The 22,788-nt window shown below is 51.9% G+C and carries 20 protein-coding genes; 12 read left to right on the forward strand and 8 right to left on the reverse strand.

Annotated features, from left to right (window positions below; translation table 11 throughout):
• The first annotated feature begins 4 nt into the window (after positions 1–4).
• From KIS30_00285 to KIS30_00320, 8 genes are read left to right on the forward strand one after another with little or no spacing between them, the layout of a single operon-like run.
• Positions 5–916 (forward strand): cysteine synthase family protein, encoded by a 912-nt coding sequence (locus tag KIS30_00285; protein MBX8645187.1) that lies wholly within the window; start codon positions 5–7, stop codon positions 914–916.
• Positions 913–2,343, forward strand: a complete 1,431-nt coding sequence (gene moeB / locus KIS30_00290) for a molybdopterin-synthase adenylyltransferase MoeB (protein MBX8645188.1) — start codon at positions 913–915, stop codon at positions 2,341–2,343. The genes KIS30_00285 and moeB overlap by 4 nt, the downstream gene beginning before the upstream one ends.
• A 43-nt stretch (positions 2,344–2,386) precedes the next feature.
• On the forward strand, positions 2,387–3,790 hold the full coding sequence (sufB, locus tag KIS30_00295; GenBank protein MBX8645189.1) for a Fe-S cluster assembly protein SufB: 1,404 nt from the start codon (positions 2,387–2,389) through the stop codon (positions 3,788–3,790).
• Between the two features lie 23 nt (positions 3,791–3,813).
• A complete protein-coding gene (gene sufD, locus KIS30_00300; GenBank protein ID MBX8645190.1) occupies positions 3,814–5,217 on the forward strand; it encodes a Fe-S cluster assembly protein SufD in 1,404 nt (467 codons plus the stop codon).
• Between the two features lie 6 nt (positions 5,218–5,223).
• Positions 5,224–5,529: a non-heme iron oxygenase ferredoxin subunit gene (locus KIS30_00305; protein ID MBX8645191.1), complete on the forward strand. Its 306-nt coding sequence runs from the start codon at positions 5,224–5,226 to the stop codon at positions 5,527–5,529.
• Between the two features lie 11 nt (positions 5,530–5,540).
• Positions 5,541–6,776, forward strand: a complete 1,236-nt coding sequence (locus KIS30_00310) for a cysteine desulfurase (GenBank protein MBX8645192.1) — start codon at positions 5,541–5,543, stop codon at positions 6,774–6,776.
• Between the two features lie 39 nt (positions 6,777–6,815).
• Complete coding sequence (locus tag KIS30_00315) at positions 6,816–7,247, forward strand: M67 family metallopeptidase (GenBank protein ID MBX8645193.1); 432 nt, start codon at positions 6,816–6,818, stop codon at positions 7,245–7,247.
• Positions 7,248–7,276: 29 nt separating this feature from the next.
• Entirely contained in the window at positions 7,277–8,029 is a 753-nt protein-coding gene (locus tag KIS30_00320) for a methyltransferase domain-containing protein (protein MBX8645194.1), read from the forward strand.
• Between the two features lie 60 nt (positions 8,030–8,089).
• On the opposite strand, the gene KIS30_00325 is transcribed toward KIS30_00320, so the two are convergent.
• The 3 genes from KIS30_00325 to KIS30_00335 all read right to left on the reverse strand — a co-directional run bounded on the left by KIS30_00325 (position 8,090) and on the right by KIS30_00335 (position 10,142).
• The gene (locus KIS30_00325; GenBank protein ID MBX8645195.1) at positions 8,090–8,257 is read right to left on the reverse strand and encodes a hypothetical protein; all 168 of its coding nucleotides are present in this window, start codon (positions 8,255–8,257) and stop codon (positions 8,090–8,092) included.
• Positions 8,258–8,321: 64 nt separating this feature from the next.
• Positions 8,322–8,807, reverse strand: coding sequence for a methyltransferase domain-containing protein (locus KIS30_00330; protein MBX8645196.1), 486 nt, complete (start codon positions 8,805–8,807; stop codon positions 8,322–8,324).
• 111 nt (positions 8,808–8,918) lie between these two features.
• On the reverse strand, positions 8,919–10,142 hold the full coding sequence (locus KIS30_00335; GenBank protein ID MBX8645197.1) for an MFS transporter: 1,224 nt from the start codon (positions 10,140–10,142) through the stop codon (positions 8,919–8,921).
• Between the two features lie 161 nt (positions 10,143–10,303).
• Here KIS30_00335 and thyX point away from each other — a divergent pair, with 161 nt between their 5' ends.
• Positions 10,304–10,933, forward strand: a complete 630-nt coding sequence (thyX, locus tag KIS30_00340) for an FAD-dependent thymidylate synthase (protein MBX8645198.1) — start codon at positions 10,304–10,306, stop codon at positions 10,931–10,933.
• A 2-nt stretch (positions 10,934–10,935) separates the two neighbouring features.
• On the opposite strand, the gene KIS30_00345 is transcribed toward thyX, so the two are convergent.
• Positions 10,936–11,760: an FTR1 family protein gene (locus KIS30_00345; GenBank protein MBX8645199.1), complete on the reverse strand. Its 825-nt coding sequence runs from the start codon at positions 11,758–11,760 to the stop codon at positions 10,936–10,938.
• Between the two features lie 205 nt (positions 11,761–11,965).
• On the opposite strand from KIS30_00345, the gene KIS30_00350 reads away from it, so the two are divergent.
• The 3 genes from KIS30_00350 (at position 11,966) to KIS30_00360 (ending at position 17,593) form a co-directional block, all read left to right on the forward strand.
• On the forward strand, positions 11,966–14,548 hold the full coding sequence (locus tag KIS30_00350; GenBank protein ID MBX8645200.1) for a valine--tRNA ligase: 2,583 nt from the start codon (positions 11,966–11,968) through the stop codon (positions 14,546–14,548).
• A gap of 32 nt (positions 14,549–14,580) precedes the next feature.
• Positions 14,581–15,252, forward strand: coding sequence for a methyltransferase domain-containing protein (locus KIS30_00355; GenBank protein ID MBX8645201.1), 672 nt, complete (start codon positions 14,581–14,583; stop codon positions 15,250–15,252).
• A gap of 184 nt (positions 15,253–15,436) precedes the next feature.
• Positions 15,437–17,593: a hypothetical protein gene (locus KIS30_00360; GenBank protein ID MBX8645202.1), complete on the forward strand. Its 2,157-nt coding sequence runs from the start codon at positions 15,437–15,439 to the stop codon at positions 17,591–17,593.
• Positions 17,594–17,997: 404 nt separating this feature from the next.
• On the opposite strand, the gene KIS30_00365 is transcribed toward KIS30_00360, so the two are convergent.
• From KIS30_00365 to kdpA, 4 genes are all read right to left on the reverse strand, one after another.
• Positions 17,998–18,258 (reverse strand): Lrp/AsnC family transcriptional regulator, encoded by a 261-nt coding sequence (locus KIS30_00365; GenBank protein ID MBX8645203.1) that lies wholly within the window; start codon positions 18,256–18,258, stop codon positions 17,998–18,000.
• Positions 18,259–18,362: 104 nt separating this feature from the next.
• Complete coding sequence (locus tag KIS30_00370; GenBank protein MBX8645204.1) at positions 18,363–18,785, reverse strand: potassium-transporting ATPase subunit C; 423 nt, start codon at positions 18,783–18,785, stop codon at positions 18,363–18,365.
• Positions 18,786–18,831: 46 nt separating this feature from the next.
• Entirely contained in the window at positions 18,832–21,045 is a 2,214-nt protein-coding gene (locus KIS30_00375; GenBank protein MBX8645205.1) for an HAD-IC family P-type ATPase, read from the reverse strand.
• Positions 21,035–22,711: a potassium-transporting ATPase subunit A gene (kdpA, locus tag KIS30_00380; protein ID MBX8645206.1), complete on the reverse strand. Its 1,677-nt coding sequence runs from the start codon at positions 22,709–22,711 to the stop codon at positions 21,035–21,037. The genes KIS30_00375 and kdpA overlap by 11 nt, the downstream gene beginning before the upstream one ends.
• Between the last annotated feature and the right edge of the window lie 77 nt (positions 22,712–22,788).

The raw sequence follows: 22,788 nt of genomic DNA on the forward strand, positions 1-22,788 counted from the left end.
GAGAATGCAGTATGGTGACGACATACTGAGCAGGATAGGCAACACGCCTCTCCTGAGGCTCGAGAGGATCACGCAAGGCATGCCTCGAGTTCACATTTACGCAAAGGCGGAATGGTTCAACCCTGGAGGAAGTGTGAAGGACCGAACGGCGCTGGGTATCGTGGATGAGGCAATAGTCTCGGGCAAACTCACAAAGAACAAAGTGCTGCTGGATGCTTCCTCGGGAAACACTGGCATAGCATACTCGATGATATGCGCTGTCAAGGGATTCAGATCGACTATAGTGGTTCCCGGCAACATCGGGAAGGAGAAGCTCGAGATACTCAGGGCATACGGAGCAGAAGTAGTTCTCAGCAGCCCGATGGAAGGCACAGACGGCTCGCAGAGACTTGCGAAAAAGATGGCCGAGCAGCATCCTGATCTCTACTTTTATGCAGACCAGTACAACAATGAAAGCAACTGGAAGGCTCACTACTTACGCACTGGACGGGAGATTTTCGAACAGACAGAAGGTGAAATTGATTATTTCGTAGCCGGGCTCGGTACAGGCGGAACGTTTACCGGTGTGAGCCGCCTGCTGAAAGAGAGAAATAAATCAATAAGAACGGTGGCTGTCGAACCAGATTCCCCCTTGCACGGTATAGAGGGTCTGAAAAGAATGGACGCATCGGTGAGGCCCGGCATTTATGACGAGTCTATCGCTGATGAGCACGTCTATGTCAGCACCGAGGACGCGCAGAAGACGGTAATCAGAGCCGCCAGGACGGAAGGATTGCTTCTCGGCGTGAGCTCGGGAGCCGCGCTAAAGGCGTGCATGGACATAGCGGAGAGAGAAGGGAGAGGAAACATTGTGACGGTTTTTCCGGACAACGGTCAGCGGTATCTTGGCGAAAAGTTCTGGGAGGACAATCTATGACTGCATCAAGTGTAAAGGTAATGATTCCCACGCCGCTAAGGCAGTATGTGGGTAACAGGGACACAGTTGAACTCAGGGGCGAGACGGTAGACGAAGTGCTGCGCAGTCTGGCCGATTCAAGCGTACAGCTGAAGAAACACCTGTATGACGACGGAGGGAAGATACGGAATTTCGTTAACGTGTACTTGAACGAGGAGGACATACGCTACCTTGAACGCGGCAGGACACAGGTCAGGGAAGGCGACGTGATAGCGATCATTCCATCTATCGCCGGCGGCGCTGCCGGACTGGAGGAAGCATTCTCGTACGAAGACATACAGAGATACAGCCGCCATCTGCTTCTGCCCGAAGTGGGTCTGGAGGGCCAGCTCAAGCTGCGAAATTCCAGTGTGCTGGTTATCGGCGCGGGCGGTCTCGGCTCACCTCTGCTGCTTTATCTGGCCGCCGCGGGCGTAGGAACAATTGGTATTGTCGACTTCGACACAGTCGACTTCAGCAACCTTCAGAGGCAGATTATACATTCACAGAAGGATGTCGGAAGGAAGAAAATCGATTCTGCGGAAGAGAAGATAAAGGGAATAAATCCGCACATCAGGGTCGTCAAGCATGAAGTTCAGATAACTTCTGAAAATGCGTTTGACATCATACGCAATTACGACGTGGTGATAGACGGCACAGACAATTTTCCGACGCGTTACCTCGTCAACGATGCCTGCGTGCTGCTCGGAAAACCAAATGTCTACGGCTCCATTTACAGATTCGAGGGACAGGTGTCGGTGTTCGATGCAAAAAGGGGTCCATGCTACAGGTGCCTGTATGAGAATCCCCCGCCTCCAGGACTCGTTCCATCCTGCGCAGAAGGAGGAGTCGTCGGCGTTCTTCCGGGAACGGTCGGAACGCTTCAGGCGATGGAAACAATCAAGCTAATACTCGGCCAGGGCGAACCGCTGATTGGTAGGCTTCTTCTGTTCGACGCGATGAAAATGCGCTTCAAGGAACTGAAACTCAGAAAGAATCCGGACTGTCCTGTCTGTGGAACCCATCCGACAGTGACCGAGCTCATAGACTACGAGCAGTTCTGCGGCATAACACATAATGCCGAAGCCGAAGGAGATGTGATTACTGTTGAGGAGCTGAACAGAAAATTCGGCGCAGGCGAATCGTTTGTGCTCCTCGATGTAAGGGAACCGCAGGAATGGGACATATGCCGCATAAACGGCGCGAAGCTCATTCCGATGAATGATGTCCCGGCAAGGGTAAGCGAACTCAATACGGCTGACGACATCATTGTGTACTGTAAGGCGGGACAGCGCAGCGCATACGTAATGAATTTCCTGAAGGATATCGGTTTCAGAAAGGTCAGGAATCTTAAGGGCGGCATCAATGCATGGGCGGAAAAAGTGGATCCGTCCTTGCCGAGGTACTGACGATGAATATCAATGTGGCAGGTAATGAAATGGAAGTGATTAAATGGTAAACGAACAGGCAATAGATCGTGACTACAGCAAGTATGGATTCTATGATGAAGACGCGAAGTACGTCTTCCAGACCAAGAGAGGTCTGAGCAAAGAAGTCGTGGAAGCCATATCGAAACACAAGAATGAACCGCAGTGGATGCTGGACTTCAGACTCCGCTCGCTGGACTTGTTTAACCGGAAACCGCTCCCCGCATGGGGCACGGATCTGAGCGAGATAGACTTCGATAGCATCTATTACTACATGGCGCCATCGGGCAAGAACAGCGACAGCTGGGACGATGTGCCCGATTACGTGAAGAGAACATTCGACAAACTCGGGATACCGGAGGCGGAAAAGAAGTTCCTAGGCGGCGTCGGGGCTCAGTATGACAGCGAGGTCGTCTACCACAAGATACGCGAGGACCTGAGCAAGAAGGGTGTCATCTTCATGGGCACCGACGAGGGCCTTAGAGAGCATCCAGAAATATTCAAAGAATACTTCGGCACGATCATACCACCAGAAGACAACAAGTTTGCGGCGCTCAACAGCGCCGTCTGGAGCGGTGGCAGTTTCATCTATGTGCCGGAAGGCGTCGAGGTCGACATACCGCTGCAGGCGTATTTCAGGATCAATGCGAGGAGCGTCGGTCAGTTCGAGAGGACGCTGATCATAGCGGAGGAGAAGAGCCGCATACACTACATCGAAGGCTGCACGGCACCGACATATTCCAAGGATTCGCTGCATTCCGCGGTCGTGGAGATACTGGCGAAGAAAGGTGCATACGTCCGCTATACCACCATTCAGAACTGGTCCAACAATGTTTACAATCTGGTAACCAAGAGGGCGTTTGCGCATGAGGACGCGACCGTTGAGTGGATTGACGGAAACATAGGATCGAAACTGACAATGAAATATCCGTCCGTATACCTGCTGGGACCAAGAGCAAAGGGTGAGGTGATATCCATAGCCTTTGCTGGCAGGGACCAGCATCAGGATGCCGGAGCGAAGATACTGCATTTCGCGCCTGAGACGACGTCGAGGATCACGTCGAAGAGTGTGAGCAAGGACGGCGGAAGGACAACATACCGCGGTCTCCTGCACATAGAGAAGGGCGCCACTGCGTCAAAGAGCAGCGTCAGATGCGACGCACTGCTGCTTGACGAAAAGTCCAGAACGGACACATATCCATACAATGAGATTAATGAGGAGACTGCGTCGACAACGCACGAGGCAACAGTCGGAAAGATAAGTGAGGAGCAGCTGTTCTATCTGATGTCCAGGGGACTGAGCGAGGCAGACGCCCTCAACATGATCGTCATGGGTTTCCTCGACGTATTCTCGAAGGAACTTCCCATGGAGTATGCGGTCGAGCTGAACAGACTGATACAGCTCGAAATGACCGGTTCCGTCGGGTGAACCTGAAACGACGGTGCTCCGTTATGGCAGTAACAACACGCGACTTGCTCAAACCGGCCGAGTCGGACCTTCCCGAAATCATTGGTGAACCCACGTGGTTGAAGGAATATAGGAGACATGCACTGCGGGTGTTCAGCTCATCGAAGGTCGAACCGAATCCGCTGTATGTGAAGTATGAGACACTCACCAGGTTTGAGGCGGCGGGCGTGGCGGTCGCGGAGCCACCCGTAAAGACGGACAGCATAACGGGGGGTTTCGCCGATCTCGTTAGCAGCAGCACATTCATGCTGCAGTCCGGAGGAGCGTTCCATATTGCAGGCGACCTGCCACCGGGCGTTATTTTCGAGGAGATGCACGATGCGATCACGAAACACGGCAATATGCTAAAGGAAGCATTCGGCAGGAAGGGTCTGAGTCCAGAGGACGACGTCTACGTCGCACTCAACAGTGCCATGTTCTCCTCCGGATATTTCCTGCATGTGCCGGACGGCGTCGTGCTTGAGAGCCCGATACACATACTCAATATCGAAGATGTTCCGGGCACCGCAAGATTCAACCAGAACATCGTGCAGATTGGTGATAATGGCGGTGCAACTGTCATCGAGGAGATACTATCCCCTGAAGATTTCTCCCGGAAGTCGTTGTTTTCCAGCGTGACAGATGTGATGCTCGGCCGGAACGCAGAGCTGCATCATGCATCTCTTGAGAACCTTTCCTCCGGAGCAGTATACCTTTCCAGCAAGAGGTGTCTCGCCTCGAGCGACAGCAGGATGCACTGGGTTTCCAGCATGATGGGGTCGGATGTGACCAGATCGCGCGCTGATACCAGATTCGTGGGCCGTGGCGCATCTACTGACGATTACGAGATATTGTTCGGCAACGGCAAACAGCGATTTGACGTGGTGACCGATTTACACCACGATGTCGAGTCCACAAACGGCCGGATTACCGTCAGAAGCGTGCTGAAGGGACAGTCAAGGGCTCTTCTTCGCGGCATGATCAGGATTGGCGAGAATGCGGCGAATACAAACTCCTATCTTGCGGAACACGGCATGCTCATGAGCAAGGACGCAAAGTGCGACGCCATACCCGGACTGGAGATACTGACGAACGGCGTCAAGGCCACACACTCCGCGTCAGTTTCCCAGCTGGACGATCAGCAGCTGTATTACATTCAGTCGAGGGGTCTTGACAGGGATGAGGCCGAAAAGATGCTCGTTCTCGGTTTCTTTGATCCGGTGATTTCAAGAGTGCCGCTGGATACAATACGCGACAAGCTGCGATTCCAGATAGAGGATAAATGGAACAATGTAGTATCGCTAAAAGCATCCAGGCATCTCGATGAAATTGAATTTGAGAAGTATGTCAAGGACCAGATCAAGGGACCGGGAGAAAGCATTTTCGAAGGGCACTACAAGTACAGGTGAGTGTCTTTGCCCTTCACAAAGGTGGCGTCCAGGACGGATTTTATGGGGCGAAGCATAAAGAAGGTCGATGTGGACGGCCGCAGCATCATGATAATAAGGCTGGGTGAAGAATACCACGCACTGGATGCCACGTGCACGCACGAGGACGCAGATTTGTCCAGAGGCATTCTCATGGGACGGACGATAGTGTGCCCCCTTCACCTGTCGCGATTCAGCGTCGACACCGGTGAAGTGGAGAATCCGCCGGCGACAGAGCATCTGCAGAAGTATGAACTTAAAGTGGAAGGAGACGATATACTTGTCGAACTGTGAGTGGAGCTTCCATGCATGCGCTTGACAGACTGGAACAAATTTCGCCTCTGAAGCGTGATTTTCCGATATTCTCGGAGAAGAGCAGGGAGTCGCTAGTCTATCTGGACAGTGCGGCAACCAGCCAGAAACCCGCCGTCGTCATAGATGCAGTGGATGAATTCGAGAGGAGCTGCAACGCAAATGTGCACCGCGGCATATACCCTCTCAGCGAAGAAGCCACCGAACGATACGAAGACGCGAGGACCAAGGCTGCCCGTTTCATTGGTGCGCGTTCGCCTTCAGAAATAGTCTTCCTGCGGGGAACGACCGAGGCGCTGAATGTGCTGGCGCTGAGTTTCGGAACATGGAAACTCAGGCGAGGCGACGAGGTGCTCACGACCGTAATGGAACATCATTCCAATATCGTGCCCTGGCAGATGCTCTCCTGGAAGGGTGTCGTCGTGAAATTTGTCGATATCGACGAGAGGGGGCACATAGATATGGCCGATTTCGAAAGCAAGATCAGCGACAGGACGAAAATAGTCACCATCGCCCATGCGTCAAACGTGCTTGGTACAGTGAATCCTATCAGGGAGATGGGAAGAATTGCACACGAACATTCGTCGACATTCATAGTGGACGGGGCTCAGTCCGCTCCCCATATTCCGCTCAACATGAAGGATTTGGAATGCGACTTTTTTGCGCTGTCGGGCCACAAGATGCTTGCACCCACCGGCATCGGCGTGCTGTATGGTCGCAGCGAACTGCTGCAGGAGATGGAACCGGCATTCGGCGGCGGTGAGATGATCAGCGAAGTGCATCAGCGCGGCTCAAAGTGGGCCGATCCGCCGTACAGGTTCGAGGCGGGCACTCCAAACATCAGCGGAGCGATTGGCCTCGGGGCCGCGATAGACTATCTCACCTCGATTGGAATGGAGAATGTGGAAAGATATGACAAGGAGATACTTACCTATGCAATGAGCCGTCTTCTTGAGAACAAAGACATAGAAATATACGGTCCGACGGATATTGAGGAGAGGAGCGGCGTCATATCTTTCAACATCAGAGGCGTGCATGGCCACGATACGGCCGAAATACTGGGAAGGGAGGGTGTGGCGATAAGGTCCGGGCATCACTGTGCACAGCCGTTGATGGACAGACTCCAAATACCGTCAACATCAAGGGCGTCATTCCAGATATACAACGGGCGGAGCGACATAGATGCCCTCGTGAACGCACTCGATGTTGTCAGAAAGGTGTTTGCCTGAAATACTCGTTTTGTTCATTGCTCCGGCGGAGCGCGATGAATGGGTGATGCAATGGCGCTATACCTGCGAAACGACGTTTCCCGTTCCGTTATCAGACACGCATCCGAGACATTTCCGGAGGAATGCTGCGGTTTCCTGATCGGTGAGGATGGAGGCGATCGGATGACGATGGAAGCACAGAGAGCAAGAAATTCTGCTACAGAATCTAAAGGAAGCAGATATGTCATAGATCCTCTGGAAATAATGAAATGCGAAAGGGAATCTGCCTCCCGTGGACTCAGGGTGCTGGGTTACTACCACTCCCATCCTGATCATCCTTCCATCCCCTCCGAATTCGACAGGCAGAATGCGTGGCCGGGCTACTCCTATCTCATTGTAAGCGTAATTTCCGGACACCCTTCAGGCATGCGGTCATGGCGGCTGACAGACGACAGATCACGTTTCGTCCGGGAAGAATTGTTTTATGAGTAAACTCCGTGCATCACCGTTGGTGTTGTGATATGGACAGCAAGCTCAGATTTTCCGACAGAGCTTGCGACTATGCCCTCTACCGGCCTTCTTATCCCGCAGGCCTCATTGACGTGCTTGCATCGGAAGCGTCTTTTGCACCGGGATGTGTGGTGGCCGACGTCGGGGCAGGCACCGGAAAATTGTCCGCCCTTTTTGCTGACAGAGGTGCTGCAGTGTACTGCATAGAGCCGAACCCTGAAATGCTGCATGCTTGTATCAGTGAGCTAGGTGCAAGGAAGAACTGTCACTTCATACGGGCCACGGCAGAACGAACCGGCCTAGTCTCAGGCTCCGTGGACATCGTTTCGGCAGGACAGTCATTTCACTGGTTCGATGTGGAAGCTGCCCGGACGGAATTTCTGAGAGTGCTCCATCCCGACGGATGCGTATTTATCGTCTGGAACACGAGAGACAACAAAGCGAACCCGTTCATGATTGAGTATGGTAAACTGTTGGAAAAACATGCCAGCCGGGGAGCGCCTGTCCTCAGCTCCGAGAGAGCCGGCATAGAGATACTTTTCGGGCAAAGCCGCTTCAAAAGCGGTGAACTGACAAATTCGCAGACGCTTGATTTGGCGGGTCTGATCGGAAGGTTGGCCTCTTCGTCCTATCTGCCGTCTAGAGGTTCTGTGGGCTACGACTCGATGCTGTCCGATGCGCTTGCTCTTTTCAAACGATTCGAGATCAACGGACGGGTGCAATTGCTCTACAGAACGGAATATTTTATTGGAAGACCGGAATAGGATTAAACGGAACGGGACCTGTTCTCCTGTCTTCGGACCGTGAAAAGCACCGGTGGAGTATCAATGGAAGAGATAGACAGAGTTTCCCCTGTTCTTTCTCCTGTTTCTTCTGCGCCAGATAATCAGGATGAGCAATATGAGCAGTATGACAATTGCAATGGCAATATTGTCAAACGCGCTCAGCGCCGCAAATGCCGCCGATGCCTGAATCTGTCTGCCATCATCCATGCCTGCCAAACAACGTCACTCGTGATTTAAGTCTTCTCCTGCTTCACAGGCCGCTTTCAATTTTTCACGTCTTTCTCGCGAATACTCCGTAATGGAACTCGGCAGCGCAGAAAATTTTCTCGATTGCAAAGCCTGCTCCTGCGATGAGCGTCTCGGCCTCCTCCTGCGAGAGTCGTTCGGACAGCGGAGGACCAATCGGCGTCTTCTGTTTCTCCCATTCAATTGCTCCCAGCACACCATTTTTCCTGAGTATTCTATGGACTTCCTTCAGTGTGGCATCCCCTTCCAGTTCATGCAAAGTCGTGATCATCAGTGCCACATCAACCGTACCGCTCCCTGCCGGAATTTTCTGCTCCTCCGACAGTATGAATTTTACATTCCGGAGGCCATTTTTCCCGGCGATATTTTTAGCCATGCCGATGAACTGCTCCTGTATGTCAACGGCAATAACCTTTCCCGTCTCACCGACACTTTCAGAAGCGGCCGCCAGGAAAGCACCTGGGCCGCATCCGACGTCCATCAGAACATTTCCCTTCCTGATGCCAAACAAACTCATCACTGCAGCAGGCTGCAGCAGACTGAGTCTTTCCTCGCTCAGCAGGACGTCGCCTATCCCGACAGGAAACTTCCTCTTCTTCTTCGTGGCCGCTCCTCCCCCTCGTCAATATGATGCATTGCGCAGCTCTTTCATATTTGTTGCTGCTGCGCAGGTGACCAGCATCAGCAAGGCGAAGAACAGATAGACGCCTTGCACTCCCATAACATCCACAAGTAAGCCGCTAGCCATCATGGAGAGCGAAGCGCTGCCGAGCAGCAGAAGGCTCAGGGCGGCAAGCACGCTGCCGAGACGTTCATTCGGCGTTCTGGCCTGGATGAGCGTAACAAACGGGACAATCGATATGCCCTCCACGAAGCCTATCACCACTGAGACGGCAACTGCCAGCAATGCGTTGCCCGAATAGGCAAAAAGTATGTAGAGAAAGGCATCGACGGTGTTTGATATTATCAGTATCTTCCCCACTCTGCTCCCGGGATTGAATTTTGTCACTATGTAATTGCCGGCGACCGTTCCGGCAGCAAGAAAGACCAGTATTGAAGCAAAGATGCCAGGACCGGATCTGAAAACTACTTTGGCCATGATGGCAGGGAGCACTATCATGCCTGCACCCGTGAAATTTACAACAGAAAGGAAGATAGCAATTTCCAGTATGAGCCTGTCGCTCCGGATATAACGCAAACCGTCGAAACCGCTCCTCTTCTTTGTACTCCTTTTCTGCCCCGAAAGGTTCATTCCGCCGAACATCAGAGCGCTGGTCAAGAACACTGCAACCTCGATGAGCGCTATTCCGCGTATACCTAACAGGAGCAACAGTGCGCCTCCCGCAAGGAATCCGAAAATCCTGGTGAGCTGTGTCGTCGCCTGCTGCAGCGAATTTGCCGCAGTGAGTTCATCCTTAGGAACTGTAAGCGGTATGCTGCTGCTCCTGGAAATCGAAACAAGGAATCCAAAACTGGCTATTGAGAAGACCGCAATGAATGATGTTTGCAGTACAAACACGTCGAACGTTATCGAAAGGTAGAGAAGTATTGCAAATGTCATCTCCGAAAGCGTTGCGGCAATCATGACTTTCTTTCTGTTGTAGCCGTCGGCTATCTTGCCGAATACAGGTGCAAACAGGAACGTAGGAGCATAATATGCCGCAGCAATGAGACCAGCGTACATCACATTGTGCGTCAGCACTCCATATACGAACCACAGCATGGCTATGGAGAGCAGATTGTCTCCTGTCCTTGACACCAGTGTTGCTGCCCAGAGATAGAAGAAACTCCTGTTGCCTAGTACCCTGAAGTACCCCACCTTAGGGTGAACTGTTTCTGTAGTCAAATTAGAGCCCAACCCGATTGACCTTGCGAATGAACGTCATTATAATATTAAATTGTAGTACACGATTTTCGGAAAATATATTCAAAACGCTCCGTCATCTGCAGCTCCCCGCCTGCCAAGTTTTATGGCAGGCTGGGGCATTTCCCACAGGAGTGATTGGGTTGAAGGTTGAACTGGTAAATTACACCGCCAGCCCTGTGGAGGCATGCGGAAAGGCTGCGGGCATTTGTTATGACAGAGAGGCGAAAGAGGACTACGGTTCCTTCATCAAGCGCATCATAAGTTACGGCCATATGGACGTCATTGAGCATGCCAACTTCACCTTCCGGATAGAAGGAATAAGCAGGGCCTGCTCCCATCAGCTCGTACGGCACAGACACAGCTCCTTCAGTCAGAGGAGCCAGCGATATGTCTCGGAAAAGGAAAGCAATTATGTTCTCCCCTCGCTGGAGAATGTTGCACTGGAAAAGAGAGGCGAGGCACTGTCAGTAATGGAGGATTTCATCCGGAAGAGTTACGATGTTTACGCGTCTCTTCTCAAACTCGGCGTTAAGAAGGAGGATGCACGTTTTGTGCTGACTAACGCTGCCGAGACCAGACTCTACTGGACAACAAACGCCAGATCGCTTAGACACTTCTTCATAATGCGCCTTGATGTGAGCGCACAGTGGGAAATCAGGAAGATGGCACAGCTTGCATTTGATGAAGTGATAAAGGTGGCGAAGGAGTTATTTGATGATCTGCTTGAATTGAGGAACACAGGGCATCTGGGCCATCCTGTCTACGAGTGATATCACCTGTCGTCGATATGGGTGATTTTCTGCGCCGCTGGAACATGTTCCGCCTCGCCCGACTTGAAGAAATAGACGAGCAGCGTCACGAGAAGTATGAGATAGGCTACGAGCTGTGCAAGTGTGTAGGCGGTTCCGTCGAATCCGATCAGCAGCGTCAGCATGGAATGCAGTATCGATGACGCATATCCGGTGTCTCTGTATCTAAGCAGGATGCTTGCTGCCGGGATCAGTCCCACCTGCTCAAGGTTGTGTATAACAATCGAAAGTATGGCGGATGCAAAAATAATCAGCGCCAGGGACGTCCATCTGAAGACCGTTCCTATGTCCATCTTGCGCGTCATGCTGTTGAGCGCGACGAATAGAATGGAAACGGCTGCGATTCCCCCTGCGGCACCTATTGCACTTCCTGTCTCGGATATGAAGATGAACGGTGCAATGAATATTACTGCCTCTACACCCTCTCTGAGCACAGTGGTGAAACTGATGAAAAAAATGGCCGGAAAGCCATGACTTTGTATGTTTTTCTCCAGTTTCCGCTCAATTGATACACGCATCGACCTAGAGTGCTTTTTCATGAAAAGTATCATGTATGTTAGCACTGCGACGGCAAATATGCCCATCAGCGCTTCAAAATAGTCACCGAACGCAGCGTAGAGATAACCAAATGCTGCTGCCAGCAGTACCGAAACTGCAATGCCTGCGGCCACACCTGCGTATACGTACGGGATGCGCTTAGGGTCGACTGCCGCCAGATATCCGGAAAGAACGATGACGACGAGTGACGCCTCGAGTGCTTCCCTGAAACTGATGACGAATGCTGCCACTAAGGCCGCTATTTCAGCAGATGCCAGGAATGTTCACCGTACGGCGCTAGATACGCGTATTATTTGAATATAACGCCGTAATAGTGGCGGTAACCGCTGGCGTTGGCGACTGAAAAAGTGTAATGAATCTTCCGTTTGTTTCTCGCCCATGCTCAATGCCTCCGTCAGCAATGTATTTTTATGCTATCCTGCTTCAGACTGTCAGATGTCTGCGTATGACCATACGGTCTCAGAACCCGAATGGCAACAGAAGTGGAAGGAGTGGAACATTTACCGCTTCGACCCTTCATCGAAAAGAGAGGTTTACAGCATTGACACCCCTCCGCGCTATACCTCGGGTGCGCTTCATCTTGGCCATGCAACAGGATATCCGATGCTGGATTTTGCCGCAAGATACCGCAGGATGCGCGGCTACAATGTCTTTTTCCCTCTCTGTTTCGACACAAACGGAATGCCCGTTGAGACTGCGACAGAGAAGAAACACGGAATTACAAAGTTCAGCGTGGACCGAAAGACCTACCTTCGCCTGTGTTCAGAATATGCGCATCAGTTCATAGACACGATGACCATGCAATTTGAGATGCTCGGCATGAGCCTTGACCCGAGCATCTATTACCAGACCGATGCGCCGGCGTACAGGCGCATCACACAGATTACATTTCTGCGCATGCTTGACAAGGGTCTTGCCTATCGCGGCACCTTTCCCGTGAACTGGTGCGTTCACTGCAATACGTCACTGGCGGATGCCGAGGTGGAGAGAGAGGAACGAAAGGCCATACTGCATCATATAAAATTCCCGCTCAAGGATGGCGGACATGTTACAATCGCCACCAGCAGGCCGGAGCTCATAGGCGCATGCCAGGCTGTTCTGTTCAACGGAGATGACAGCAGGCATTCAGCACTCGCCGGCAGAACCGCAGTTCTGCCGATCTATGACAGGGAGGTGCCTCTGCTTGAAGACGGCAAGGTGGATATGGCGTTCGGCACCGGCGCAGTAATGGTCTGCTCTTACGGCGACAAAGAGGATGCCGAGTGGATACTCAAACACAAGCTGCCGGTCAGCGTCATCATAGACGACATGGGAAACATGAATGACGTTGCTGGCTTCCTTTCCGGCAGTAACACAATCGATGCAAGGAAGACCATGGTCGCCGCACTGACTGAGAAGGGTCTTCTGCTTAAAACAGAAACATTCGATCAGAGCGTGGGAGTGTGCTGGCGTTGCGCAACTCCTGTCGAGATTATTGAAACGAGGCAGTGGTTCCTGAAGTCGGTGTCTTTCAAAGAGGAGATCATGGAGAAGGCCAGGGAGATACGGTGGTTTCCGGAGTTCATGAAGCAGCGGCTCAGGGACTGGGCAGATTCACTCACCTGGGACTGGGTCATATCCAGACAGCGGCTGTTCGCGACTCCCCTGCCTATCTGGGAATGCGCAGGGTGCGGGCACGTTGTGCCTGCAACTGAGAACCAGTGTTATATCGACCCTCTTGAAATGCCTCCCCCGGGCCCCTGTCCTCGGTGCGGGTCAGAACTGAAGGGCAGCACAGACGTGTTTGACACGTGGATGGATTCGAGCGTGAGCGTGCTGTACAACACCTTCTGGGAAAGAGATGAGAAGCTCTTTTCGCATCTCTTCCCGATGAGCCTGAGGGGTCAGGCGCACGAGATCATAAGGACATGGGCATACTACACGATACTTCGATCTCATCTGCTGCTCGACGAAATCCCCTGGAATGACATAATGATCACGGGCTTTATCATGGCGCCGGACAAGACGCCGATGCACACGCATCTCGGCAACATGATTGACCCTGTGCCTATTATGAAAAAATACGGCGCGGACGCTCTCAGGTATTTTGCTGCGACATGCAGTCTCGGAACCGATCAGGCATTCAGGGAAAAGGACGTGGTCCATGGACAGAGGCTGTGCAACAAGATATGGAACATTGCCAGATTCTGTTCATCCTTTGAGATAAAGGACAAGGCCATGCCCCGCTCCGCGGGTCCTGTAGACTCGTGGATAATTTCGCTGTACAGTGACGCGGTGAGGGACGCAACAGCGTTCATGGAAACGTATGAGTTCGACAGGGCCATGAGGGCCATAGAGGGGTTTGCATGGCACGATTTCGCCGATGATTATGTGGAGATGGCGAAACAGCGTGCAAAGGACGGGGATCGTGCGGCAATATGGGTCCTCCGGACCATCTCCCAGGGCATAGTGAAGATGCTTGCGCCGCTCCTGCCTCACGTAAGCGAAGCAGTGTATCAGGAATTTTTCAAAACGGAGGAAAAGAGCATACATCTGTGCAGCTGGCCCGAACCGCTTCCACCCGAGATCGAAGCTACTGACACAGGCAGGACGGCAGTCAGGATCGTCCATGCCCTTAGAGACTGGCGTGCAAAGAACAGTTTCAACGGTCCGATATCACAGATCACAGTGCTGCACTTCCCGGATGAGCTTAAAACAGCCGCAGTCGACATAGCGAGTGCGTGCAGAGCCGCCAAAGTCAGTTTCGGAACGGCTGGAAGCTACAGGAGAGCCGTCACGGCCATCAAGCCCAATTATCAGTACATAGGTCCCAGATACAGGGAGAAGGCGAAGGCAATAACCGATGCCCTGAAGGCACTCGATCCTGCAGCACTGTCGCTCAACGAGGACGGCAGCATTACGCTGGGCGGCACATCACTGGAGAAGGAGGCCTTTCAGCTCACCACATCGTACATTGTCGACGGAACCGAGGCGGATGCTCTGCAGGTCGGGGATATACTCCTCCTCGTAAGGAAATGAACGAAGTGCACTGCTTCGGGCCCGGTGATATTGTGGACTGGAACAGAACTACTGAAAACAGGGCACATGTGGCATCGCGATGGAAAGCCCTCTATTCAGCCGGAATGAACATAGGCGGCTGTCCCCTTTCTGACTTCTCTTCGCGCATGATAGTTCGCTACTGCAAACAGGGTTCGAGGCTGCTGGATGCGGGCTGCGGAACAGGGCGATCCATGAGGCACCTGCTCGCCATGCCGGAACTGCGTGAGAACGCGATCGAGGTGATGGGTCTGGACTTCTGTATGGATGCACTTCTGTCTCACAATGACAGCATCATCAGGATCTGCGGCGATATGCTCAACATGCCGTTCATTCCCGGATGTTTCGACATCGTCACATCCAGGCAGGTCCTGGATGGATATTCTGCCCGGGAAATATCACTTTTCTCCGCCTCTTGCTTGAGCGTGCTCAGGGAAGGTGGCATACTCATTATCGACGCAAGGGGACCATTCGACACCCGGGCGCGCAGTGCCGCTTTTGGTAAAGAGGATACAGAGGGCCATCGAAGTTCATATTTTTCAAGACCTGAACTCATTGAATTCTTCGCTCCTTTCTCAGCAGTTGACTGGGAGGAGGACTTCAGGTGCAGGAAAACGCCGTCCGGGAAGAGACTGATAACCCACAATATTTCGCTCCTCTTCAGAAAAGGGAAAGTGCAGCATTAGCCAGCAGGCGTTACAAGTTTTTTCAGGCTTCTCCGTTAGACACTTAACCGCGGCACAGTTGTTGCAGTCTGGCTTTAACAAGTATCGAATAAAGGAAGTCGTGAACTGTGTTTTATATACTAATCGCAGCAAAATTATGCTGAGAATTATGACGAGTTTCGGTTCGACGATTAAGAGTGTATTATTGACTGCTTTGTTGATACTTTCCGCCGTAATGGTGCTTCAGGGCGCTTCCGTGCCCGCACTGGCGGTGCCATATTCAGGTTCCCCGCCCACGCCTACAAACCTGACCATGTACTTCCACAATCTGTCGTCCCCTGTCACCGTCGGCGGCGTTCCGCACCTGCACATAGCGAATACGTGGAATGACTCCGTAGCTCAGTATGCCAATACGGGAGACAATATTTCATCGACGCATTATCTGTCGATCAACTTCACCATGTATCCTCAACTGGCAGGTCCACTGCAGTTGAACGGCACCATGTACACATTTCTCTATATGGAACAGAACGGCTCTGCTCCGACATCCGGTCATATCACCATGTCACTGTATCTTGATGCTCCGGGAGGTACATCAACGCTTATTGCAACCGGCCCCGCGACTTCCACAACAAAGACTTATCCAGGCTCCGGTCCAACACTGATTCGCGTTACCGGTCCAACACTGGACCTGACTTTGGCAGCCAACTATAGTCTCTCTGTCTCGATTGTGGTTAGCGGAGGAACGAGTCAGATTTACAACGTCCTCTGGGGGCACGTTAGTGGGACATATTACGATTCTCAAGCTGTTCTCTCTGTTTCTTCCTATCTCGAAGTTGGAAGTATGTACGCTTTGAACAGTTCTGGAGCAAGAGTCTATTCGCTGTCACCTAACGCAACCAACAAGAGTGTTAGTGTATATGCTAACCTGACAGACCCTCTAGGTGCTTATGATTTCTCGTCTTGGCCAGTGCAGTACTCCATAGGAAACTCAAGTGGAACGCTCTTGAGCGGTGTTATGACAAACGCAACTGTTTTCGCCGTCGACAGCTACTTGATGACTTACAAATTTACATTTAACTACAGCAGTTTCTCTCCCGGTGACTACACTATAACTGTTAACGGCACAGACAATACCATGCACAATTACATCAACTCACTGGGAGTCGTATATGGTAGAAATGCCTACGGCAGCATGCAGCTCTTTATCGGTCTGCCCCCGGTTCGCGCGCTGTTTACAGTCCAGGACTCTCAGGGACACGCGCTCAGCGGTGCAACAGTTCGTGCATACTACTCTGTCTCATTCATTGCATCGAACCGCACAAACGGCAGCGGTGTGGCAGGCATATCTCTGTTTGGCGGAAACTACACTGTGCAAGTATTCTGGCAGTCTATCAATGTCGGATCGTTTGCAGTAACGGTGAACAATACAAGCAGCTCGTTCACGCTTAAATCGAATGTCTATTCCCCCTCGTACATATTCGAGAGTCAGTCTGGATTGCCTCTCTCCAACGCGTTCGTTTACATGACCTCGCCGAATGGAACTCAGCTGCCTTTGCTGGTCACAGGAAGCAGCGGCGCATACCCTCTCTCCGAAATGGCCGGAGGCAACTACCCCACCGTCGTCGTATGGCACAGCAGTGTGATATTCAATGGAAGCATTGACATCAACAGTAACGGAAACGTGCCCGTCAATGTCCATGCATACACCCAGTCATTCAAGGTTGTCAGTGCGTCGGGGACACCCGTGGCCACTGCGAACATACTCATAGTCAATTCCACAACGGGCATAGATCTGGGTTTCAACACAACCGACGCTTCGGGCGCAGCATCGTCGGTCATACCCTACGGCACATACGCAGTTTCCGTCTACTGGAAGGGAATACTCGTTTATGACAACAGCAATGTTGTGCTTAACAACCCCACTGCGCCGGCAATGGTGCTCAACAGCAGCATCTACACCATGACCGTCAGGGCGCTCTCGGCTGACGGATCACCGTTAGGCAATGTAGTCGTCAATGTATTCAGCAATTCGACGGGAACATTCCTTTCCGCAGTCACGGACAGCAGCGGCTATGCAACATTTGAGCTTGCGGGCGGCACATACTCCGTCACAGCGTCGTTTTCAACGACATACGATCTAACACCTGTATCACAGAAGATCACCCAGTCTGTGACCGTCTCCAGCTCATCGACACTTGCACTCAAGTTCACGCAGGTCTACCCCCCGATAACATCGACCAACCTGTTCTACTTCATTGTGGTTATAGTGGTAATAGCAATAATCGCTGTTGCCGTCATAGCCATGATTGCAAAGAAGAGCGGCATGATGGGCAAACCCGGAAAGAAGGATGAGAAGTGACGGAAACGTGATTTCTCATCAGATGTTGTCTGCAGAGCATCTGCTGTGACGGCCGCAGATGCCCCCAAACATTTTTTCACTTTACCCATTGAAGTTTTTCATATGCTGGAGCGGAATTCCGGTTTTAAGGCCTGTCTGATTTTGTTCAAACGCCTCGTCCGGTCAAGGATGAAGAACGGCGCGACAATTGTTACTGTCTGGCTAATTATTGAAAGGACAGGGTGATTCATTGAACTCTTTTTGATACCCGGCCAGGCTGCAACCCCGTGTAATCTGCGTTCGCCTTATAGCCTTTGGTTTTCAAGAATTCGAAACCATCGGACCACTGATATTTCTCTTGCTGTACCGTCAGGGAACGGACCGCCCCGGAACCGAGAAAGCACCGTATTCATGCAGGGATGGTATCACTGCTTTGTTTCCCCATTCTCGTGTCTCGGACCCTTGTGCGTGTGAAGAACCATGGATGTGACAGTGCTCTTCACTCCGTTTATCTTCATAATCTTGTTCTTGAGTATTTCCCTGAATTCCTCTATGTCCGAACACGCAATGACTGAAACTATGTCAAACTCTCCGGTAACTTCATAGAGTTCCTCGACGCTGGGAAGGCTTGCAAGCTCAGCAACAACATTGTCTAGCAGGGGCGATTCCACGAAGATGTTAACCATTGCAAGTAATCGCTTGGTCAATCAAATCACCGCATTCTCCCGTTCGATGAGATTCTTAAGTATATGTATGTATCCAAGGTCCAGACCGTCCGTGTCACACTGAATCATGCGAGGAATGCGCTATAGACCTGCGGATAATTCTCCATCAGCAATATGTTGAGTCTGAGCACGTTGACGTAAGGCGTTCCGGCAATCCAGTATGTCCACCTGATGTTATCTTTGATTATCGCTTTCAGCGACGCTATCGGTATATGTGTTGAGTTGTTTATTCTCGGCACCTGCGCATACGCACTGCTCAGCGTGATGTCCGGATCTACCCCTGAAGCGGAATTGTTTCTCGGATGGAAGAAGAGCGGTGATGTGAACGACTGGGTTATAAGCTCAGAACCCACAGGTTTTCCGTTGATGTTCACTATTTCCCCGTTTGCCTGATAAGGCATGGCAATCTGTGCTATGCCAGTAATTACGAGCGGAAAGATGAGACCGCATACTACGGCAAAAATTACTGCCAGTCTGGCGCAAGTCATCGCCAACTCCTTAACTGTCACTTATTCAATCTCCTTGTCAATCATATCACCTTCGCATGATCAGGCCAAGCGCGATGTCTATCAGTTTGATGCCGGCAAACGGAATCAAAACACCGCCTATGCCGTATGTGATTGCGTTCTTCAGAAAGAGCGACATTGCGCTGGCCGGTTTGAACGAAACCCCGCGCATTGCCAGCGGTATCAGCAAGGGTATGATGACTGCATTGAATATGAGTGCGGAGAGCACTGCAGTGTGAATGCCAAGGTTGAGTATGTTCAGCGCATGCAGGGTGGGAATCGTCGCGAACATGACGGGCACAATTGCAAAATACTTTGCAACGTCATTGGCTATGCTGAACGTAGTCACCGCACCGCGCGTCATGAGCAGCTGCTTTCCCACCATCACCGCTTCGATGATCTTGGACGGATCAGATTCGAGATCCACCATGTTTGCAGCCTCCTTCGCTGCCGCGGTTCCAGAGTTCATGGCAAGACCCACATCTGCTATGGCCAGTGCGGGCGCATCGTTTGAACCGTCCCCAATCATGGCCACTATTCTGTGCTGGTTGCGCTCCTCTATTACCTTCTGATATTTGTCCTCTGGTTTGGCCTGAGGCACATAGTCATCGATACCCACTTCCGCCGCAATGCTCTTTGCTGTGACAGGATGGTCGCCGGTAATCATCACAGGTTTAATTCCCATTGACTTGAGCGCATTTATCCTGCCCTTCATACCGGGCTTCAGAACATCCTTCAGTCTTATGACGCCCAGGGCTTCCCTGTTTCTTGTAACCGCTATTGCCGTATCACCCGCGGATGAGACTGAATTCGTCAGAGCATCGTATTCCTCCGGTACGATGTTCATCCCGGCCTTCATTGCATCTGGAGCTCCCTTGATAATGTCCATGTCGTCTATCTTCAGTTCCGGATTCTCTGCATCCAGAAACTTTCGTTTGGGCCTTCCGCGCTGTTTGAGCACCTTCCCGCTCTTTAGATGGAAGGACTGAGAACCTTCGCTCATGTGTGTGCCGCTTGTTCTTGATACTGCTGAAAACTCATAGTAGCTGGAGCCGGAGAGCGAACCGACTTCCTGCGGTATGAATCCCTTCTGGTAGGCGAGGTCTATGATGCTCCTGCCCTCGGGAGTGTCGTCTCCCCATGATGCGAGGAACGACGCCTCTCCCAGCTCCTTTTCGGTGTGCCCCCCGAAGGGTATGAACTGCACGGCTCTTCTGTTGCCGATGGTTATGGTGCCTGTCTTGTCGAGCATAATCGTGTCCACGTCGCCGGCCGTTTCTATCGCCCTGCCTGATTTGGCTATGATCTTCCTGGCATAGAGTCTTGAAATGCCAGAAATTCCTATCGCGGGCAGTAGCGCTCCTATCGTCGTCGGCAGAAGACAGACGTACAGCGCTATCAGGACAGAAAGATCGACACCCAATCCAAGCTCTATAGAGATTCCAAGCAGCGCCAGCACTATGATAGTGAATATGGCTGTGAGTCCTATGAGCAAGATTGTTAGCGCCTGCTCATTGGGCGTTTTAGGCCTCTTTGATGATTCGACCAGTTTTATCATCTGGTTGATGAAGCTCTCTTCGGGATTCACCGTTATGCGCGCTTTCAGAATGTCGCTCACGACAGTCGATCCGCCAATCAGTGTATCGCCGGTAGCCTTTCTCACCGCCGTCGATTCGCCAGTCATGAGAGATTCGTCAACCATGGCAATGCCTTCGATGACTTCCGCATCCGTCGGCACTATGTCTCCCTTCTCGATGATCACGATGTCTCCTTTGCACAACTCTGTGGAGGGCGTCGGCTTCACTGTCTCTGTCGTAGAACTGCCAGTTTCCGGCGGTTTACTCACGACAATCTTCTTTGCCATCACCGTGCTTTCCAGTCTCCTAAGGCTCTTCGCCGTGTTTTCGGCCTGCGCTTCTGCAAGTGCATCGGACAGCGTGCTGAACCATACGGTGAGCAGAAGCAGGAATGCCACTTCGACATAGAACGTCTGCTCGCTCGTGTGTGCTACAGGATAAAACGCTCCCGGAAATACGGCCATGGCCGCTACAACAAAAAACGTCAGCTCAACGACGAACATGACGGGATTCGATTTGAGTCTGGTGGGGCTCAAACGCAGGACAGAGTCCTTGAGAACTGTCGACAGCTTCCACCTCTCTTCCACAGGTGTTTCGTCCTCCGCTCTCTTATCCTCCTCAGAATCGGAGTTTGCGCTTGCGATCGGCTGGATATCAGAATCCATTCACATGCCCCCTGAGGAATTCGAGTAGCGGTCCAAGTGCAAGGAACGGGAAAAACGTGAGCACCACTACAATCAGTATTGTGGCAAATAGGACGAATGCGAATGTCAGGCTGTCCGTCTTTATGCCCACGCCATCCGCTGGTCCCCTTTCCCTGGAATACATGGAACCTGCAATTGCCAGCATGACCGCAATCGGCGCGAATCTGCCAGTCCACATCACCAGTGCCGTGGACACATTGAAGAAGACAGTATTGGCAGCGGTGCCCAGAAAATCTGAACCGTTGTTAGCCGCCGCCGACGTGAACTCGTATAGCACTTCGGTGAACGAAATCGAACCCGTTCCTAGACCTATTGCATTTGTTGCCCTCGTCGCATATGCAAGGACAGTCGGCACGAGTATGATGGCCGGATGCACAAGAAAACCTATGACTGCGAGTTTGATGTCCCCCGCCTTTATCTTCATTCCCAGGTATTCCGGAGTCCTTCCTGACATCAGACCGACTATGAAAACGGTTATGATCACATACATGAGCATGTACATCAGCCCCACGCCGATACCACCCGGCGTCGCCTGTATCAACATGCCCATGAATGCCGAAACAATTACAAGCGGATTGAACGCCGATAGGGACGCATTGACTGATCCTGTCGTTACAGCCGTGGTGATCACAGTCCAGAACACTGGCGCGAAACCGCCGAATCTCACTTCCATCCCGGGCCCGATCGCTTCCGGGGGATAGAGCGCAATTGCCAGATCGAGCATGAACAGTGCGTATGCTGCCACGAGTATGCTCGTTCCCTCCCTCCTGCTCTTCTTTCCGAGCATCTCGCCATAGACGAACGGCATGGCTGTCGGAATGAGCAGCATAAGAATCATCTCCAACAGGTCTGAGACCTGACTGGGATTCTGGAGTGGATATGCCGAATTTGCACCATAATATCCTCCTCCGTTGGTTCCTATCTGCATAATCGATACGAGAGAAGCGACGGGACCGATCTTGATAAGCTGCTGGGCACCCTGTATCGTTGTGACTGCGGTGTATCCGTTCAACGACTGAGGAACGCCCAGATAGACTAACACAAGTGCTGCAATAAACGACAACGGCAACAGTATTCTTGTGAGCGATCTGGTGAAATCCACATAGAAGTTTCCAAGCCCGTTCTTTGTTCGGGCCTTACCGGCGAAGCCGCGTATTACAGCAACTGCCACAGCAAGTCCTGTTGCGGCGGAAGTGAACTGGAGGAACTGGATCGCAACCATCTGGCTCAGATAGGAAAGCGTACTCCCTCCGTCGTAATGCTGAAGATTCGTGTTTGACGAAATCGACATCGCAGTGTTGAGCGCGAGATCCCATCTCACGCCGGGAAAACCTTGTGGATCCAGCGGAAGGCTGTTCTGGAATATCAGTACGAGAAATGAGATGAGTGCCATCATCCCATTGAGCACGAACATTGCGGTGAAATATTCCTTCCATCCCATGGCACGGTCATGTTTTATGCCGCAGAGCCTGTAGATGGCGTTCTCGACAGGAAGGAAAAATCGGTCAAGTCGGCCCGGCGTGTCGTAAGAATAGACATGGGCTATGTATGGCGCCAGCAGCCGGGCAAGCAACAGTCCTGCGGATAGCACTGAGACGAGCACTACCAACTGAACAAAACCGATCATTTATTCTGGTCGACCCTCGCATATTCAACTCTTACAGTCCGTCGATACGTAATCCTTATTTTAACCTTTGGAGCCTT

Origin of the sequence: Candidatus Sysuiplasma acidicola (genome assembly GCA_019721035.1) — an archaeon.
GTDB lineage: Archaea > Thermoplasmatota > Thermoplasmata > Sysuiplasmatales > Sysuiplasmataceae > Sysuiplasma > Sysuiplasma acidicola.

What these genes read in the sequence shown, in the direction of transcription:
- sufD (MBX8645190.1), top strand. Translation starts at nt 3,814, where the DNA reads ATGGCAGTAACAACACGCGACTTGCTCAAACCGGCCGAGTCGGACCTT.
- KIS30_00285 (MBX8645187.1), top strand. Translation starts at nt 5, where the DNA reads ATGCAGTATGGTGACGACATACTGAGCAGGATAGGCAACACGCCTCTC.
- KIS30_00310 (MBX8645192.1), top strand. Translation starts at nt 5,541, where the DNA reads ATGCATGCGCTTGACAGACTGGAACAAATTTCGCCTCTGAAGCGTGAT.
- sufB (MBX8645189.1), top strand. Translation starts at nt 2,387, where the DNA reads ATGGTAAACGAACAGGCAATAGATCGTGACTACAGCAAGTATGGATTC.
- KIS30_00320 (MBX8645194.1), top strand. Translation starts at nt 7,277, where the DNA reads ATGGACAGCAAGCTCAGATTTTCCGACAGAGCTTGCGACTATGCCCTC.
- KIS30_00365 (MBX8645203.1), bottom strand. Translation starts at nt 18,258, where the DNA reads ATGGTTAACATCTTCGTGGAATCGCCCCTGCTAGACAATGTTGTTGCT.
- KIS30_00375 (MBX8645205.1), bottom strand. Translation starts at nt 21,045, where the DNA reads ATGGATTCTGATATCCAGCCGATCGCAAGCGCAAACTCCGATTCTGAG.
- KIS30_00370 (MBX8645204.1), bottom strand. Translation starts at nt 18,785, where the DNA reads ATGACTTGCGCCAGACTGGCAGTAATTTTTGCCGTAGTATGCGGTCTC.
- kdpA (MBX8645206.1), bottom strand. Translation starts at nt 22,711, where the DNA reads ATGATCGGTTTTGTTCAGTTGGTAGTGCTCGTCTCAGTGCTATCCGCA.
- KIS30_00325 (MBX8645195.1), bottom strand. Translation starts at nt 8,257, where the DNA reads ATGGATGATGGCAGACAGATTCAGGCATCGGCGGCATTTGCGGCGCTG.
- KIS30_00315 (MBX8645193.1), top strand. Translation starts at nt 6,816, where the DNA reads ATGGGTGATGCAATGGCGCTATACCTGCGAAACGACGTTTCCCGTTCC.
- KIS30_00350 (MBX8645200.1), top strand. Translation starts at nt 11,966, where the DNA reads ATGTCTGCGTATGACCATACGGTCTCAGAACCCGAATGGCAACAGAAG.
- moeB (MBX8645188.1), top strand. Translation starts at nt 913, where the DNA reads ATGACTGCATCAAGTGTAAAGGTAATGATTCCCACGCCGCTAAGGCAG.